Genomic DNA, 16,095 nt, shown 5'->3' with positions numbered 1-16,095 from the left:
AGGAATAATTATATGGATTTATTGAAAAATTTAGATGTTGTTGATACAGAAATACAAGAAGCCATCAACAAAGAACTTTCTCGTCAACGTGATAAATTGGAAATGATTGCTTCAGAAAATATTGTAAGTAAAGCTGTTATGCAAGCACAAGGTAGTGTACTTACAAATAAATATGCAGAAGGTTATCCAGGTAAGCGTTATTATGGCGGTTGTGAATATGTTGATGTTGTAGAACAATTAGCAATTGACCGTGCTAAAAAATTATTTGGTGCAGAATATGCAAATGTACAACCACATTCCGGAGCACAAGCAAATACAGCAGTATATTTTGCTTTGCTACAGCCAGGAGATACTATTTTAGGTATGAACCTTACAGATGGTGGTCATTTAACACATGGTAGCCCTGTAAATATTTCTGGTAAATATTTTAAAATTATTCCTTATGGTGTAGATAAAGAAACTGAACGCATCGATTATGATGAATTAGAAAGATTAGCAAAAGAACATCAACCAAAATTAATCGTTGGTGGAGCTAGTGCTTATTCTAGAGTTATCGATTTTGAACGCATGGCACAGATTGCAAAATCTGTAGGTGCATATCTCATGATTGATATGGCACATATCGCAGGTTTAGTAGCAGCAGGACTTCACCCAAGCCCAGTGCCATATGCAGATGTAGTAACAACAACTACACATAAAACACTTAGAGGACCTCGTGGTGGTTTAATCCTCTGTCGTGATGCAGAATTTGGCAAACAATTTAATAAAGCTATTTTCCCTGGTATTCAAGGTGGCCCATTGATGCATGTAATAGCAGCAAAAGCAGTAGCATTTAAAGAAGCTTTAAGTGATGAATTTAAAGTTTATCAGCAACAAGTTTTAGATAATGCAAAAGCCTTAGCAGATGAACTTGTGAAAAAAGGATTTAGAATTGTATCAGGTGGTACAGATAATCATTTAATGCTTGTAGATTTGCGCTCTAAAAATATCACAGGAAAAGAAGCTCAATTCTTATTAGATGAAATAGGTATCACAGCAAATAGAAATACAATTCCATTTGAACCATTGAGTCCATTTGTAACAAGTGGTATTCGTCTAGGAACACCAGCACTTACAACTAGAGGATTAAAAGAAGAAGATATTCGTGAAGTAGCAGATATCATTGCTGATGTTATCGAAAATCGCGAAGATAGTGCTGTTATTGAAACAACAAAAGCAAAAGTTCAAGCTATTTGTAAGAAATTCCCATTATATGAAGAATAAGAAAAATAAGAGGATATTATGTCAGATTTAAAAGTAAATATTATAAAACATCCATTAATTCAACATAAGTTGACTTTAATGCGTAAAAAAGAAACAGGTGCAAAAGATTTTCGTCAATTATTAGATGAAATTTCTATGTTAATGGCTTATGAAGTAACAAGAGATTTCCCAACAAAAGATATAGAAATAGAAACTCCTGTGGCAAAATGTGTAGCAAAAACATTAGCAGGAAAAAAAGTGGCAGTAGTTCCTATTTTACGTGCAGGTCTTGGCATGGTTAATGGTATTATTAATTTAATACCAGCTGCGAAAATTGGTCATATTGGTCTATATCGTGATGAAAAAACATTAGAGCCAGTTGAATATTTTTGTAAAATGCCAAAAGATATTGATGAACGTTTATTATTAGTAGTAGATCCTATGCTTGCTACTGGTGGTTCAGCAATAGAAGCTGTAGAAATGCTAAAAAAACGTGGAGCAAAATCCATGATTTTCATGTGTTTATTATCTGCTCCAGAAGGTATAAAGGCATTTAATGAAAGACATCCAGACATCCCAGTTTACACAGCTTGTGTAGATGATCATTTGAACGAACATGGATATATTGTTCCAGGTATTGGTGATGCTGGCGATAGAATTTTTGGTACTATTTAAGAGGTTTTTATAAATGACAAAACAAGTTCGTCCTGATTGGACCACATATTTTTTAGATATTGCCACAGCAGTGGGCAAACGTTCCACATGTTTAAGACGCAAATATGGTGCAATTATTGTAAAAGATAAAATCATTATTTCCACTGGTTATAATGGTGCACCAAGAGGCGAAGTAAACTGTATAGATACTGGTAATTGTGAACGTGAAAAATATAATGTTCCGAAAGGACAGCGTTATGAGCTTTGTGTAGCAGTTCATGCTGAACAAAATGCAGTTATTGCAGCTGACCCTGTAAAGATGAAGGGAGCAACTATTTATATAGTAGGTTATAATGCTGATGGTACATTAGCATCTGGTAAACCTTGCTTACTTTGTCGTAGAATGTTAAAAAATGCTATGATTGCAAAAGTTGTATATTTAGAAACAGATGGTTCCATTATTGAGGTAGCTCCTAGTGAAATACAATGATAAATAAGCAAAATAGGCTTGATTATTTATTGACAATCAAATTATTAGTGAGTTATAATCTGTGTTAATGGAAAAGGAGTGCGAATGTAATGCCTAGTTATTTTTTAGCATTTATTACAGCATTAATAGCTGTATATGCCCTAACACCGTTAGTTATAAAATTTGCAGTTAAAACAGGTGCCATGGATAAGCCAGACCCAAGAAAAGTTCATAAAAAACCTATTCCTCGTTTAGGAGGACTTGCGATTTATTTGGCTTTCATGATAGCAGTTTGTAGTATGCTTGATTTTAGCAAAGAAATTGTAGGTTTATTATTAGGTGGAACTTTCATTGTAATTGTAGGTATAATAGACGATTTCATCAGTCTTCCTGCAAAAGTGAAGTTATTAGGACAGATTTTGGCTGCATGTATTTTAGTGGCATTTGATATTAGAATTGATTTTATTACAGACCCATTTGGTGATTTTATCTTTTTGGAATATTTAGCAATTCCAGTTACTATTTTTTGGATAGTTGGAATTACTAATACAGTTAATTTGATTGATGGTTTAGATGGTTTAGCAGCTGGGGTATCAACAATTGCGACTGTTACTATACTTTTAGTAGCTTTGCAAAGTGGTGATTTACCAGTAGTATTTTTAACAGCAGCCTTAGCAGGTTCATCTTTAGGATTTTTGCATTATAATTTTAATCCAGCAAGAATTTTCATGGGAGATACAGGCAGTATGTTCTTAGGATATATGTTTGCAGCTATCTCTGTTATAGGTGCTGTAAAGAGTGCTGCTACTATAGCGCTTATTGTACCGATATTAGCTTTAGGACTACCAATATTAGATACTACTTTTGCGATTGTACGTCGTTACCGTGGAGGAGTTCCTATATTTAAGCCAGATAAAGGACATTTACATCATCGTTTATTGGCAATGGGCTTTTCCCAAAGACAGGCTGTACTCTTAATGTATGTTTTCAGTGCATTCTTAGGTTTAGCGGCGATTGCCTTAACTGAAGTAAGTACTAGTGTAGCTGTTATGATTGTTGTATTTGTAGCTGTAATAATCCTATTTGGTGCTAAAAAAATAGGTATTTTCAGTATGAAAAATAATGCAGGAACACATTAGTTATTAAAGAAAAGGCAGGGAAAACCTGCCTTTTTTGTATATATGAGGTATAAATATGAAGAAAATTAAAGTAATGACAGTTTTTGGTACACGACCAGAAGCAATTAAAATGGCACCTGTGGTGTTGGAATTGAAAAAATATCCTGATTTAATCACACCAATAGTTGCAGTAACAGCTCAACATCGTGATATGTTGGACCAAGTTTTGAATTTATTTAATATTAAGCCAGATTACGATTTAAATATCATGGCACAAGGTCAAACTTTGTTTGATATTACAACTAAAGCTATGAATGGCTTAAATGAAGTATTATCTAAAGAAAAACCTGATATAGTATTAGTTCATGGTGATACAACTACTACTTTTGCAGGTGCATTAGCAGCTTATTATCATGAAACAGCAGTAGGTCATGTAGAAGCTGGTTTGCGCACATATAATAAATACTCACCATTCCCAGAAGAAATGAACCGCAAATTAACAGGTGCAATAGCAGATCTTCATTTTGCTCCTACTGATACAGCTAGTGGTAATTTGAAAGCTGAAGGAACAAAAGAAGATAAAATTTTCGTAACAGGAAATACAGTTATTGACGCATTGCATAAGACAGTAACAGATGATTTTAAATTTGATGATGAAAAATTAGCAAATATAGATTATGAAAATAAACGTATCATTTTGGTAACAACTCATCGTCGTGAAAATTTAGGCGAACCAATGCGTCATGTATATAAAGCTTTAAAAGATATAGTCAATGAATTTGATGATGTAGAAATTGTATTCCCAGTGCATAAAAATCCAAAAGTTCGTGAAGTGGTTAATGAAGAATTGGGCAATATCAAAGCTGTACATTTAATTGATCCATTAGATTATGAACCATTTGCTAATTTAATGCATAGAGCATTTTTGGTATTGACTGATTCAGGCGGAATTCAAGAAGAAGCTCCATCTTTAGGAAAACCTGTATTAGTTCTTCGTGATACAACAGAACGACCTGAAGCAGTTAAAGCAGGTACTGTAAAATTAATTGGTACAGAACGTCAAAAAGTATATGAAGAAACAAAATATTTATTGACTGATCATGATGAATATCAACGTATGGCAAATACATGTAATCCATATGGTGATGGTAAAGCTTCTAAACGAATTATTGAAGCTATTTTATATCATTATGGTTTATCACAAGAAAAACCAGATAGTTTTATTGCTGGTAAATAATATGAAAATGCCAAGACTTATTTATTGAGTTTTGGCATTTTTATTAATGAAAGGAATTATAAGTAATGAAAGTATCAGTAGTGAAAGCTGATAATTATAATATCGAAACTGTAGATAAGGCTGTAAATGACGCAGTAAATTTAATTGGAGGTTGGCAAAATTTTATAAAAAAAGGTGACAAAGTTTTAATAAAACCTAATATGTTGACGAATGTAACACCTGAAAAAGCAGTAACAACTCATCCAGAAGTAGTAAGAGCTGTTATAAAAGCAGTAAAAAATATGGGAGCTTTACCAGCTGTTGGCGATTCACCAGGAATTAGCAATTTAAAATCTACAGCAAAAAGAACAGGTATATTAACAATTTGTGAAGAGGAAAACGTTCCATTTGTATATTTTAAACAAAGTAAAGCTTACAATTATATGGAAGGTAGATTTATCAAACAATTTGAGTTGGTAGATTGTTTATCTGATTTTGACAAAATCATTTCAGTAGCAAAGATGAAAACTCATGTTTTTATGGGAGTTACAGGAGCTGTTAAAAATCTTTTTGGCTGTATAGTAGGTACAGATAAAGCTAGATTTCACTTAAGAATGCAAAAACATATAGATTTTGCCCATGTGATGGTAGATTTATATCAAACAATAAAACCGACATTGAATATTATTGATGGTATAACAGCTATGGAAGGTCAAGGTCCTATGAGTGGTGATGTTGTAGATGCTAAAATCATTATCGCAAGTAGTGACGGTTTTGCTGCTGATTTAATTATGGCAGATAAGATGGGTCTTGACGCAGAAGCAATGCCAATTGCTGCAGCTGGTATTGAAGAAAAAAGAATTATTCGTTTAAAAGATATAAAAGTTGTTGGTGATGGAAAAGATGAGCAATTTCATTTCGCAAAGCCACATACATATAAATCTATGCAAGATACATATGTACCAAAATTTATTTTAAAATTGGGGCAAAATCAGTTAACATCTAAACCTGTAATAAATAAAAATTGTGTAGCTTGTGGTAGATGTAGTCATCATTGTCCACCAAAAGCAATAACTATAATAGATAAAAAAGTAAATATTGATTATCAAAAGTGTATAAGATGTTATTGTTGTCAAGAATTATGTCCACACCAAGCTGTAGATTTAAAAGATGGTTTGATTTTATCTTTATTGAAATATATAGGTATATATAAGTAAAAATAATGAAGAAAAATAAAAGGATAGTAACTTATAAAAGTGGCTATTCTTTTATTGTTTTTAACCCTTAATATATTGATATATATGGGTTTTCAAACTTTTTTTATATTTTTATAAAAAAGTTTGAAAAAAGTTATTGACAAGTTTTATGTATATGATATATAATAATCAACGTTGCTGATGAGCAACAAACAAAATAAAGAGTTTTGAAAACAGCAAAACAAACAAAATAAAAAAGTTTGAAAAAGTTGTTGACAAAACAAAAAACATAAGATATAATTTTAAAAGTCAGCTCGAGAGAGTTGGAAAAACAGAAATGTTCTTTGAAAACTAAACAATGCACAATATGTTTTCTAACATAAACGAATGTGCGGTATCTGCTGTATAGCAGATTACCTAATAAATTCTTTTTAAACAGATAATTAAAGAGCCAATCGGTTCTTCGAAAAATAATTTTTTTTGGAGAGTTTGATCCTGGCTCAGGACGAACGCTGGCGGCGTGCTTAACACATGCAAGTCGAACGGGGTGTTTATTTCGGTAAACACCAAGTGGCGAACGGGTGAGTAACGCGTAAGCAATCTACCTTCAAGATGGGGACAACACTTCGAAAGGGGTGCTAATACCGAATGAATGTAAGAGTATCGCATGAGACACTTACTAAAGGAGGCCTCTGACATAAGCTTCCGCTTGAAGATGAGCTTGCGTCTGATTAGCTAGTTGGTGAGGGTAAAGGCCCACCAAGGCGACGATCAGTAGCCGGTCTGAGAGGATGAACGGCCACATTGGGACTGAGACACGGCCCAGACTCCTACGGGAGGCAGCAGTGGGGAATCTTCCGCAATGGGCGAAAGCCTGACGGAGCAACGCCGCGTGAACGATGAAGGTCTTAGGATCGTAAAGTTCTGTTGTTAGGGACGAAGGGTAAGAATCATAATAAGGTTTTTATTTGACGGTACCTAACGAGGAAGCCACGGCTAACTACGTGCCAGCAGCCGCGGTAATACGTAGGCGGCAAGCGTTGTCCGGAATTATTGGGCGTAAAGGGAGCGCAGGCGGGAAACTAAGCGGATCTTAAAAGTGCGGGGCTCAACCCCGTGATGGGGTCCGAACTGGTTTTCTTGAGTGCAGGAGAGGAAAGCGGAATTCCCAGTGTAGCGGTGAAATGCGTAGATATTGGGAAGAACACCAGTGGCGAAGGCGGCTTTCTGGACTGTAACTGACGCTGAGGCTCGAAAGCTAGGGTAGCGAACGGGATTAGATACCCCGGTAGTCCTAGCCGTAAACGATGGATACTAGGTGTGGGAGGTATCGACTCCTTCCGTGCCGGAGTTAACGCAATAAGTATCCCGCCTGGGGAGTACGGCCGCAAGGTTGAAACTCAAAGGAATTGACGGGGGCCCGCACAAGCGGTGGAGTATGTGGTTTAATTCGACGCAACGCGAAGAACCTTACCAAGACTTGACATTGATTGAAAGACTTAGAGATAAGTTCCTTCTCTTCGGAGAACAAGAAAACAGGTGGTGCATGGCTGTCGTCAGCTCGTGTCGTGAGATGTTGGGTTAAGTCCCGCAACGAGCGCAACCCCTATACTATGTTGCCAGCATTTCGGATGGGAACTCATAGTAGACTGCCGCGGACAACGCGGAGGAAGGCGGGGATGACGTCAAGTCATCATGCCCCTTACGTCTTGGGCTACACACGTACTACAATGGGATGAACAGAGGGAAGCGAAATCGCGAGGTGGAGCGGATCCCTAAAAGCATCTCTCAGTTCGGATTGTAGGCTGAAACTCGCCTACATGAAGTCGGAATCGCTAGTAATCGCAGGTCAGCATACTGCGGTGAATACGTTCCCGGGCCTTGTACACACCGCCCGTCACACCACGAAAGTCATTCACACCCGAAGCCGGCTAAGGGCCTATGGTACCGACCGTCTAAGGTGGGGGCGATGATTGGGGTGAAGTCGTAACAAGGTAGCCGTATCGGAAGGTGCGGCTGGATCACCTCCTTTCTAAGGAGCATGCGTTACCGAGGTAACGGCATGTGTCGAGCACATTCGAGCATTGTTTGGTTTTGAGAGAATATTTCTCTCAGATATTGATCTTTGAAAACTGCACAGAAGAAGAAATGCAAAAAAAACAAATTCACCATATAAGTAGGCTGTTAATGATTTATCATTTACAGATACTATAGTTAGAACAAAAGTTCTAACCTCATTAAAAGAATTAGCTTCTCTTATGAGTTTAAAGTGGATTGAACCAAGCATTTTAGGATTTAAACAAATTACATTAGCGAAGACAAACGCAAATGACCTTAAGTAAGTTAAGTGAACAAGGGCATACGGCGGATGCCTTGGCGCCAAGAGCCGATGAAGGACGCGGTAAGCTGCGAAAAGGCATGGGTAGGAGCAAGCATCCAGTGATCCATGCATATCCGAATGGGGCAACCCACCATCAGTCATGTGATGGTACGAAAGAGGCAGACCTGGGGAACTGAAACATCTAAGTACCCAGAGGAAAAGTAATCAATTGAGATTCCCTAAGTAGCGGCGAGCGAAAGGGGAAGAGCCCAAACCATGAAACTTCGGTTTTGTGGGGTTGAGGACCGGCAAAAAGAGGAAACTTCTTAGTCGAATGGTTTGGAAAGGCCATGCACAGAAGGTAAAACACCTGTAGGCGAAAAGAAGTCAATCGGGCTGGTATCCAGAGTACTGCGAGACACGTGAAACCTTGCAGGAAGCAGGGGGGACCACCCTCCAAGGCAAAATACTACTTGGCGACCGATAGCGCATAGTACCGTGAGGGAAAGGTGAAAAGAACCCCGGGAGGGGAGTGAAATAGAACCTGAAACCGTATGTCTACAAGCAGTCGAAGCACCTTAAGAGTGCGACGGCGTGCCTATTGAAGAATGAACCGGCGAGTTACATTATGTTGCGAGGTTAAGTGGGAGACACGGAGCCGAAGCGAAAGCGAGTCTTAATAGGGCGACTAGTAACATGGTGTAGACCCGAAACCGCAGTGATCTATCCATGGTCAGGTTGAAGCGCAGGTAAAAATGCGTGGAGGACCGAACCCGTGAGTGTTGAAAAACTTTGGGATGAACCGTGGATAGGGGTGAAATGCCAATCGAACGCGGAGATAGCTGGTACTCCCCGAAATAGCTTTAGGGCTAGCCTCAGGGAAGATTATAGACGGTAGAGCACTGATCTGGCAAGGGGGCGTAAAGCCTACCGACCCTAGTCAAACTTCGAATGGCTATAATTAAGACCCTGGGAGTCAGACTGCGAGTGATAAGACCCGTAGTCAAGAGGGAAACAGCCCAGACCGCCGACTAAGGTCCCCAATGCTGTACTAAGTGGAAAAGGATGTAAGACTTCATAAACAACCAGGATGTTGGCTTAGAAGCAGCCACCATTAAAAGAGTGCGTAATAGCTCACTGGTCGAGAGGCCTTGCGCCGAAGATGTCCGGGGCTCAAGTACAGAACCGAAGTCGCGGCAGGATTATATAATTCTGGGTAGGGGAGCGTTGTATATCCGACTGAAGGTGTACCGGAAGGAGCGCTGGAGGATATACAAGAGAGAATGCCGGTATGAGTAGCGAAAAGAACAGTGAGAATCTGTTCCACCGAAAGCCTAAGGTTTCCTGAGCAACGCTCGTCGACTCAGGGTAAGTCGGGACCTAAGCCGAGGCAAAAAGCATAGGCGATGGACAACAGGTTAATATTCCTGTACCGCTTCAAATCGTTTGAGCAATGGAGTGACACAGAAGGTAGCTTGAGCACGCGAATGGATGTGCGTGTCGAAGGTGGTAGGTTGCAGTATAGGTAAATCCGTACTGTATAAGACCGAGAACTGATAGATAGACGATACTTCGGTAAAGTCAAATTCAAGTGAGCCATGCTGTCGAGAAAAGCTTCTAGTGAGAGATGAGGCGCCCGTACCGAAACCGACACAGGTAGGCGGGGAGAGAATCCTAAGGTGCGCGGGACAACCCTCGTTAAGGAACTCGGCAAATTGTATCCGTAACTTAGGGATAAGGATAGCCGGAGGATGTGAAGGGATTTACTTCTGGAGCGTCAGCCGGTGGCACAAGAGAGGCCCAAGCGACTGTTTAGCACAAACACAGGTGCCTGCAAAAGAGAAATCTGACGTATAGGTGCTGACACCTGCCCGGTGCTGGAAGGTTAAGAGGAGGGCTTAGAGGAAACTCGAAGGCTTGAATTGAAGCCCCAGTAAACGGCGGCCGTAACTATAACGGTCCTAAGGTAGCGAAATTCCTTGTCGGGTAAGTTCCGACCCGCACGAAAGGTGTAACGACTTGGGCACTGTCTCAACGAGGGACCCGGTGAAATTGAAGTACCTGTGAAGATGCAGGTTACCCGCGACTGGACAGAAAGACCCCATGGAGCTTTACTGCAACCTGACATTGATGTTCGGTAAATAACGTACAGGATAGGTGGGAGACGGAGAAGTATTGGCGTTAGCTGATATGGAGTCAACCTTGGGATACCACCCTTTATTTATTGGACCTCTAACTGAAGAAGTAACGACTCTCAGGACAGTATCAGGCGGGCAGTTTGACTGGGGCGGTCGCCTCCCAAAATGTAACGGAGGCGCCCAAAGGTTCCCTCAGCGCGAACGGAAACCGCGCAAAGAGTGTAAAGGCAGAAGGGAGCTTGACTGCGAGTCAGACACGACGAGCAGGTACGAAAGTAGGGCTTAGTGATCCGGTGGTTCCGAGTGGAAGGGCCATCGCTCAACGGATAAAAGCTACCCTGGGGATAACAGGCTAATCTCTCCCAAGAGTCCATATCGACGGGGAGGTTTGGCACCTCGATGTCGGCTCATCACATCCTGGGGCTGGAGCAGGTCCCAAGGGTTGGGCTGTTCGCCCATTAAAGTGGTACGTGAGCTGGGTTCAGAACGTCGTGAGACAGTTCGGTCCATATCCATCGCGGGCGTAAGAGACTTGAAGGGGGCTGCTCCTAGTACGAGAGGACCGGAGTGGACGGACCAATGGTGTACCAATTATCCCGCCAGGGGTACAGTTGGGTAGCTACGTCTGGAAAAGATAAACGCTGAAAGCATCTAAGCGTGAAACTTGCCTTAAGATGAGGTCTCCCAAAGCGAAAGCTTGAAAGACACCTTGAAGATGACGAGGTTGATAGGCCAGGAGTAGAAGTTCAGTAATGAATGTAGCGTACTGGTACTAATATGTCGAGAGCTTAACTTAAAAAAGAAATGACTTGGAGCAAAGTAATCTTCTGAGTGGTTTTGAAAGATTAATATCTTTCAAAAAAGAAAAAAGAGAATATCTGGTGACGATGCCTAAATGGTTCCACCTGTACCCATACCGAACACAGTAGTTAAGCATTTAGAGGCCAAAAGTACTTGCATGGAGACGTGCTGGGAGGATAGGAAGTTGCCAGTTATGATAGGGGTATCGCCAAGCGGTAAGGCATGGGACTTTGACTCCCACATGCGTTGGTTCGAATCCAGCTACCCCTGCCATATATCGGTTCACTAGCTCAGTTGGCAGAGCACCTGACTTTTAATCAGGGTGTCCCGAGTTCGAATCTCGGGTGAGCCACCATCTCTTTGGCGCGTTGGTCAAGTGGTTAAGACACCGCCCTTTCACGGCGGCTTCATGGGTTCGAATCCCATACGCGTCACCAATCTCTCGGGCGGTTAGCTCAGCTGGGAGAGCGCTTGCCTTACAAGCAAGATGTCAGCAGTTCGATCCTGTTACCGCCCACCATTAGTAATTAATCTCCTTGATTTCAAGGAGTTTTTTTATTTTATAAATAAATAGATGGTGATGGAGTTCACCGATAAATCTGTATAGATACAGTAATGACTCCTGTTATATTATATTTTTATTTTAAATATATATAACAGGAGTTTTTTATTTTATAAAAAGATAATAAAATAGTGAGGAGATTTTTATGAGTAATTTATTAGTTGTTATGTTAGGTTGTGCTTTGGGTGGTGCTATGCGATATTTAATCACTACATATATAAATAAATTAGGATATTTTCCTTATGGTACCTTAGCTGTAAATTTAATAGGTTGCTTCTTAATTGGCATGATAGCTACATTATTAACAGAAAAAATACAAGGAACATCGCCCTATCTTTCTTTATTTTTGACAGTAGGGTTTTTAGGTGGACTTACTACTTTTTCATCATTTACAAATGAAACTCTAATATTGTGGCGTACGGGAGATTTCATTTCTGTAGTATTAAATGTAGGATTAAATACATTTGGTGGGCTTTTAGCAGTTTGGATAGGTAGAATATTAATCTATATGGCTTTTTAATAATAATAAAGGCGATACATTTATTTGTATCGCCTTTATCTTTTATATATTGCAATATTAATGAAAAACTTTTAATAAACTTAAAACCATATAAGTCATACCAGCAGCGATTAAAGGTCCAACAGCAACTCCTTTAAAGAAAAATACACCAATCATTGTACCAATGATAAGAGATGATACAATATCTGGAGAGTCCTTTAATAAAGAGACACCAGAGCCACCAGCAATAGCAGCAAATACACCGGCTAATAGGGCCAATATACCGACAGGAGAGGTAAAACTATGTATCATCATTTGAATTGTTATCTTACCAGTAGCTAGAGGTATTAAAATGGCAATTGTAAGTAATATGATTCCATAATTTAAACCATTTGTTTCTACGAATTGCATTAGAGCATCTAACTGGAAAACTTTTAAAATTAAAATTACACCAACAGCATAAAAAACGGACATATTATGTCCAATATAACTTAAGGCTAAAAGTACTAAAAGAATAATATATTCATTACTCATATAAACACGTCCTTTAATTAAATTTTCTTAAATTGTTTTTTTATTGTAGCATATGGTTTTTGAAAAAACAAAAATTCTTTAAAATTTTTTCTAAAAAACTATAGCTTTTTTAATTTATTTTTGTTACAATATAACAAGTTAATGCTTTAGCTAATTAAAGTATTACAATGCAATTATAGATAATATATATTCGTATTAGGAGGAAATATTTATGAAAAAGGTATTATTGCTATGTATGTCTATGCTTTTAGGCGCAATGTTAGTAGCTGGCTGTGGAAGTGAGGAAAAAGAAACATCTTCTGCTACTGGTGGCAGTGATAAACCTATCGTTATTGGTTTAGATGATAGTTATCCACCAATGGGCTTTAAAGATGAAAATAATGAAATTGTTGGTTTTGACGTAGATTTAGCAAAAGAAGCAACAAAAAGACTTAATCGTCCAGTAGAATTCAAAGCAATTGATTGGTCTAGTAAAGAAGCTGAACTTAAAAGCGGTCGTGTAGATATTCTTTGGAACGGTTTAGATATTACTGAAAAACGTAAAGAAAATATGTTATTTAGTGATCCTTACATGAAAAATCGTCAAGTTATCTTCGTTCCAGTTAATTCTGATATAAAATCTCTTGACCAGTTAAAAGGTAAAGTAATCGGTACTCAAAGCGGTAGTACAGCAGAAGATTTCTTAGATAATAACCAAGATTATGCTGCACAATTTGCTGAAGTAAAAAAATATGGTGATTACATTGATGCTTTCATGGATTTAGAAAATGGTAGAATTGATGCAGTAGTAACTGATGAACTCATCGGTACTTATTACATGCAAAAACATGCTGATTCTTTCAAAGAAACTGATATTGTTGTAGGTGAACCTACTGATTTTGGTATTGCATTTGCAAAAGACAACCAAGCTCTTCGTGATGAAGTTCAAAAAGTAATGAATGAAATGAAAGCTGATGGTACAATCGCTAAAATTTCCGAAAAATGGTTTGGTAAAGATATCACTACAAAATAATAAGATAAATAAAAGCGAGGACGAAAAGTTCTCGCTTTTTATTTGGATAATATAGTTACAGCTAAAATAATGATGATAGCACCAATTAATTCAAATAAACCAAAGGAAATATTTAAGAAGATAATTGATAAAATAATTGAAGAAAAAGGTTCTAAAGAAGCAAAAACGCTAATTTTTGTAGGAGAGAGATATTTTGTACTTTCAAGATAAGCACAAAATGCTATTGCTGTACCAAAAATAATGATAGCAGATAAAGTAAGAGCTGTATCTAAATCCCATATGCCATTGAATTCCCATGGTTTTTGATAAAAGGACATCAAGATACCACCGATTAGCATACCCCAGCCAATGATTAGTGTGGAACGCCATTTTTTGATAATAGTTCGAGGTTGCAATGTATAAAAGGCAGCAAAGCAAGCACAAACAAGTCCCCAGATAAGAGCCTCTAAAGATATAGCTAGAGTGGAAAAATTTCCTTTAGTAACTAAAAAGAAAGTTCCGACCATAGCAAGAAAGATAGAAAATAATTCTTTAAAAGAAGGTAAGCGATGAGTGGTGAACAATAAGTAAAATACGATTACAATAGGCATTAAATATTGCAGTATAGTAGCTGTAGCAGCATTACTGTGAATGATTGTACCAAAATATGTATATTGAACACCTAGCATACCAAAGATACCAAAACAAATTAATGGAAATTTATCTTTAGTGCGCCAAATAGAAAAAATATCGCCTTTATTTAAGATGGCATCAATACATAATAAAATAATACCAGATAAAATTAGACGAACAGTAACAAGCCACTCGGCAGAGATGATTTTATCAACAAATAAATGTTGGGATAATACACCAGAAGCCCCCCAAAGTATAGTACCTGTAACTATAAATAGTGTACCTTTTAATTGGCAAGACATAAGAACCTCCTGAAATATGAAAATAATAGATATATTCTATTATTTTTTTTATTTATTGTAAATAAGTATTGCTTTTGGAGGATTATTGTATTAAAATTTAAATAAGATATTAATTAATAATAATTATTTATTAGAATTGAGTTGAGGAGAAGAAATTATGGAAATGTCAGCATTATGGAAATTAAGTTACGGAATGTATGCTATTGGCACATTAGATGGAGAAAGACCGACAGGTTGTATTGTAAATACAGTTATTCAAATCACTAGCGATAATCCAGTGATTGCTATTAGCATGAATAAAAACAACTATACTTATGATTGTATAAAACGCACAGGTAGATTTTCTGTATCTATTTTATCTGAAAAAACAACACAGAATGTAATTGCTAAATTAGGTTTTTCTTCTGGTAGAGATACAGATAAATTTGATGGCGATATTTTTGCTTGGGAATATATGGACGGACTTCCTGTAGTAAATGAAAATAGTTGTGCGCATATAACAGCAGAAGTTATTACAATGACAGAAATGGAAACTCATTATGTGATTTTAGCGCGTGTACAAGATGCGAAAGTAACTTCTGATTACAATCCAATGACTTATAAATATTATCATGAAGTAATCAAAGGTAAAGCTCCTAAAAATGCACCTACTTATCAGGCTCCAGAAAAAATAACAGATAAAGAAACATGGGCTTGCCAAATTTGTGGATATATTTATGAAGGTGATTTAACTAAAGAACCAGAAGATTTTGTTTGCCCAATTTGTAAACAACCAAAATCTATGTTTAAAAAACAATAAGATAAATTGGTAAAATAAAAAGCTGACCATTATTAGGTCAGCTTTTATTAATTTAGAAAATATTATTTTTTGGAACGAGCTTTAGCTTTTGCAGCTTGTTTTTTCTCTTGTTCATGTTTTGCGTAATCTACGCCCCAGCTTTTCATTTTATGTTTAAACGCTAATATTGGATGGCGTAAAAACATTTTTTTCTGAGTGCTTTGCATGATAGAGCGAAATTCTTTTGTTTGTTTAGTGCCAAAACAAGGACGGTCACAACGTTCGCAAATTGGTTTAGTAATACCATATGGACATCTACTGATTTTCGTCATTACAGTAGTGAGTAAAGCTGTACATTTTGGACAAAGTTTACTTCCAGATGTATTATGATGGCTGTGACAATAAACACCAAATGTTTTACGGATTTCTTCTTTTTCCTTAGGAACATTGTTTTTTATTTCAACCGGTTTACGTTTTGGTAAAAATCTTGAAAAAATTCCCATAGCAGTCTCCCTTGATTATATAATTATTGATTTATAAGTACTTATTTAATTTTACGGTTTATTATAATTTATGTCAAGAAATAGCATAATAGTTTGACAAGGTTTAATTTTTATGATAGTGTCATTGTTAATAAGATTA

12 protein-coding genes, 4 tRNA genes, 3 rRNA genes and 1 riboswitch are annotated in these 16,095 nt (G+C 37.5%); of the genes, 16 read left to right on the top strand and 3 right to left on the bottom strand.

Annotation, left to right across the window (positions count from 1 at the left end):
• The first annotated feature begins 12 nt into the window (after positions 1 to 12).
• The 14 genes from glyA to crcB all read left to right on the top strand — a co-directional run bounded on the left by glyA (position 13) and on the right by crcB (position 12,236).
• A complete protein-coding gene (gene glyA, locus GXM21_RS09645; RefSeq protein ID WP_008540010.1) occupies positions 13 to 1,263 on the top strand; it encodes a serine hydroxymethyltransferase in 1,251 nt (416 codons plus the stop codon).
• Positions 1,264 to 1,281: 18 nt separating this feature from the next.
• Positions 1,282 to 1,917 carry a uracil phosphoribosyltransferase gene (gene upp / locus GXM21_RS09640; RefSeq protein ID WP_008540011.1) on the top strand — a complete coding sequence of 212 codons (636 nt, stop codon included), beginning with the start codon at positions 1,282 to 1,284 and terminating at the stop codon, positions 1,915 to 1,917.
• Positions 1,918 to 1,930: 13 nt separating this feature from the next.
• Complete coding sequence (locus tag GXM21_RS09635; protein ID WP_008540012.1) at positions 1,931 to 2,386, top strand: deoxycytidylate deaminase; 456 nt, start codon at positions 1,931 to 1,933, stop codon at positions 2,384 to 2,386.
• A gap of 89 nt (positions 2,387 to 2,475) precedes the next feature.
• Positions 2,476 to 3,504 carry a glycosyltransferase family 4 protein gene (locus GXM21_RS09630; RefSeq protein WP_008540013.1) on the top strand — a complete coding sequence of 343 codons (1,029 nt, stop codon included), beginning with the start codon at positions 2,476 to 2,478 and terminating at the stop codon, positions 3,502 to 3,504.
• Between the two features lie 55 nt (positions 3,505 to 3,559).
• Positions 3,560 to 4,720, top strand: a complete 1,161-nt coding sequence (wecB, locus tag GXM21_RS09625) for a non-hydrolyzing UDP-N-acetylglucosamine 2-epimerase (RefSeq protein ID WP_008540014.1) — start codon at positions 3,560 to 3,562, stop codon at positions 4,718 to 4,720.
• 65 nt (positions 4,721 to 4,785) lie between these two features.
• Positions 4,786 to 5,916 (top strand): DUF362 domain-containing protein, encoded by a 1,131-nt coding sequence (locus tag GXM21_RS09620; RefSeq protein WP_008540015.1) that lies wholly within the window; start codon positions 4,786 to 4,788, stop codon positions 5,914 to 5,916.
• Between the two features lie 456 nt (positions 5,917 to 6,372).
• Positions 6,373 to 7,927: ribosomal RNA gene (locus tag GXM21_RS09615) — 16S ribosomal RNA — on the top strand.
• A gap of 309 nt (positions 7,928 to 8,236) precedes the next feature.
• A 23S ribosomal RNA gene (locus GXM21_RS09610) occupies positions 8,237 to 11,149 on the top strand.
• An 81-nt stretch (positions 11,150 to 11,230) separates the two neighbouring features.
• Positions 11,231 to 11,347, top strand: a 5S ribosomal RNA gene (gene rrf / locus GXM21_RS09605).
• Together the 16S, 23S and 5S rRNA genes with 4 tRNA genes alongside form the textbook arrangement of a ribosomal RNA operon.
• 5 nt (positions 11,348 to 11,352) lie before the next feature.
• A tRNA-Gln gene (locus tag GXM21_RS09600) sits at positions 11,353 to 11,427 on the top strand.
• A 6-nt stretch (positions 11,428 to 11,433) separates the two neighbouring features.
• Positions 11,434 to 11,509: transfer RNA gene (locus tag GXM21_RS09595), tRNA-Lys, on the top strand.
• 7 nt (positions 11,510 to 11,516) lie between these two features.
• Positions 11,517 to 11,591, top strand: a tRNA-Glu gene (locus tag GXM21_RS09590).
• Positions 11,592 to 11,598: 7 nt separating this feature from the next.
• Positions 11,599 to 11,674, top strand: a tRNA-Val gene (locus tag GXM21_RS09585).
• Positions 11,675 to 11,721: 47 nt separating this feature from the next.
• Positions 11,722 to 11,786: riboswitch (Fluoride riboswitch) on the top strand.
• A gap of 75 nt (positions 11,787 to 11,861) precedes the next feature.
• Positions 11,862 to 12,236, top strand: a complete 375-nt coding sequence (crcB, locus tag GXM21_RS09580; protein ID WP_008537157.1) for a fluoride efflux transporter CrcB — start codon at positions 11,862 to 11,864, stop codon at positions 12,234 to 12,236.
• A gap of 57 nt (positions 12,237 to 12,293) precedes the next feature.
• On the opposite strand, the gene GXM21_RS09575 is transcribed toward crcB, so the two are convergent.
• Positions 12,294 to 12,749, bottom strand: coding sequence for a DUF441 domain-containing protein (locus tag GXM21_RS09575; protein WP_008537158.1), 456 nt, complete (start codon positions 12,747 to 12,749; stop codon positions 12,294 to 12,296).
• A 211-nt stretch (positions 12,750 to 12,960) separates the two neighbouring features.
• Here GXM21_RS09575 and GXM21_RS09570 point away from each other — a divergent pair, with 211 nt between their 5' ends.
• Complete coding sequence (locus GXM21_RS09570) at positions 12,961 to 13,761, top strand: amino acid ABC transporter substrate-binding protein (protein ID WP_008537159.1); 801 nt, start codon at positions 12,961 to 12,963, stop codon at positions 13,759 to 13,761.
• 38 nt (positions 13,762 to 13,799) lie between these two features.
• Here the strand turns inward: GXM21_RS09570 and GXM21_RS09565 are convergent, their stop codons facing one another.
• Positions 13,800 to 14,675, bottom strand: a complete 876-nt coding sequence (locus tag GXM21_RS09565) for a DMT family transporter (RefSeq protein WP_008537161.1) — start codon at positions 14,673 to 14,675, stop codon at positions 13,800 to 13,802.
• A gap of 157 nt (positions 14,676 to 14,832) precedes the next feature.
• Here GXM21_RS09565 and GXM21_RS09560 point away from each other — a divergent pair, with 157 nt between their 5' ends.
• The gene (locus tag GXM21_RS09560; protein WP_008537162.1) at positions 14,833 to 15,474 is read left to right on the top strand and encodes a flavin reductase family protein; all 642 of its coding nucleotides are present in this window, start codon (positions 14,833 to 14,835) and stop codon (positions 15,472 to 15,474) included.
• 62 nt (positions 15,475 to 15,536) lie between these two features.
• On the opposite strand, the gene GXM21_RS09555 is transcribed toward GXM21_RS09560, so the two are convergent.
• A complete protein-coding gene (locus tag GXM21_RS09555; RefSeq protein ID WP_008537163.1) occupies positions 15,537 to 15,956 on the bottom strand; it encodes a nitrous oxide-stimulated promoter family protein in 420 nt (139 codons plus the stop codon).
• Positions 15,957 to 16,095 lie beyond the last annotated feature (139 nt).

Origin of the sequence: Megamonas funiformis, from assembly GCF_010669225.1 — a bacterium.
GTDB lineage: Bacteria > Bacillota > Negativicutes > Selenomonadales > Selenomonadaceae > Megamonas > Megamonas funiformis.
The sequence above is the reverse complement of the archived record's forward strand: the minus strand, read 5'-3'. Positions and strand labels throughout refer to the sequence as shown.

Coding starts and splice junctions, on each gene's coding strand:
- glyA (WP_008540010.1), top strand. CDS start 13: ATGGATTTATTGAAAAATTTAGATGTTGTTGATACAGAAATACAAGAA.
- upp (WP_008540011.1), top strand. CDS start 1,282: ATGTCAGATTTAAAAGTAAATATTATAAAACATCCATTAATTCAACAT.
- GXM21_RS09635 (WP_008540012.1), top strand. CDS start 1,931: ATGACAAAACAAGTTCGTCCTGATTGGACCACATATTTTTTAGATATT.
- GXM21_RS09630 (WP_008540013.1), top strand. CDS start 2,476: ATGCCTAGTTATTTTTTAGCATTTATTACAGCATTAATAGCTGTATAT.
- wecB (WP_008540014.1), top strand. CDS start 3,560: ATGAAGAAAATTAAAGTAATGACAGTTTTTGGTACACGACCAGAAGCA.
- GXM21_RS09620 (WP_008540015.1), top strand. CDS start 4,786: ATGAAAGTATCAGTAGTGAAAGCTGATAATTATAATATCGAAACTGTA.
- crcB (WP_008537157.1), top strand. CDS start 11,862: ATGAGTAATTTATTAGTTGTTATGTTAGGTTGTGCTTTGGGTGGTGCT.
- GXM21_RS09575 (WP_008537158.1), bottom strand. CDS start 12,749: ATGAGTAATGAATATATTATTCTTTTAGTACTTTTAGCCTTAAGTTAT.
- GXM21_RS09570 (WP_008537159.1), top strand. CDS start 12,961: ATGAAAAAGGTATTATTGCTATGTATGTCTATGCTTTTAGGCGCAATG.
- GXM21_RS09565 (WP_008537161.1), bottom strand. CDS start 14,675: ATGTCTTGCCAATTAAAAGGTACACTATTTATAGTTACAGGTACTATA.
- GXM21_RS09560 (WP_008537162.1), top strand. CDS start 14,833: ATGGAAATGTCAGCATTATGGAAATTAAGTTACGGAATGTATGCTATT.
- GXM21_RS09555 (WP_008537163.1), bottom strand. CDS start 15,956: ATGGGAATTTTTTCAAGATTTTTACCAAAACGTAAACCGGTTGAAATA.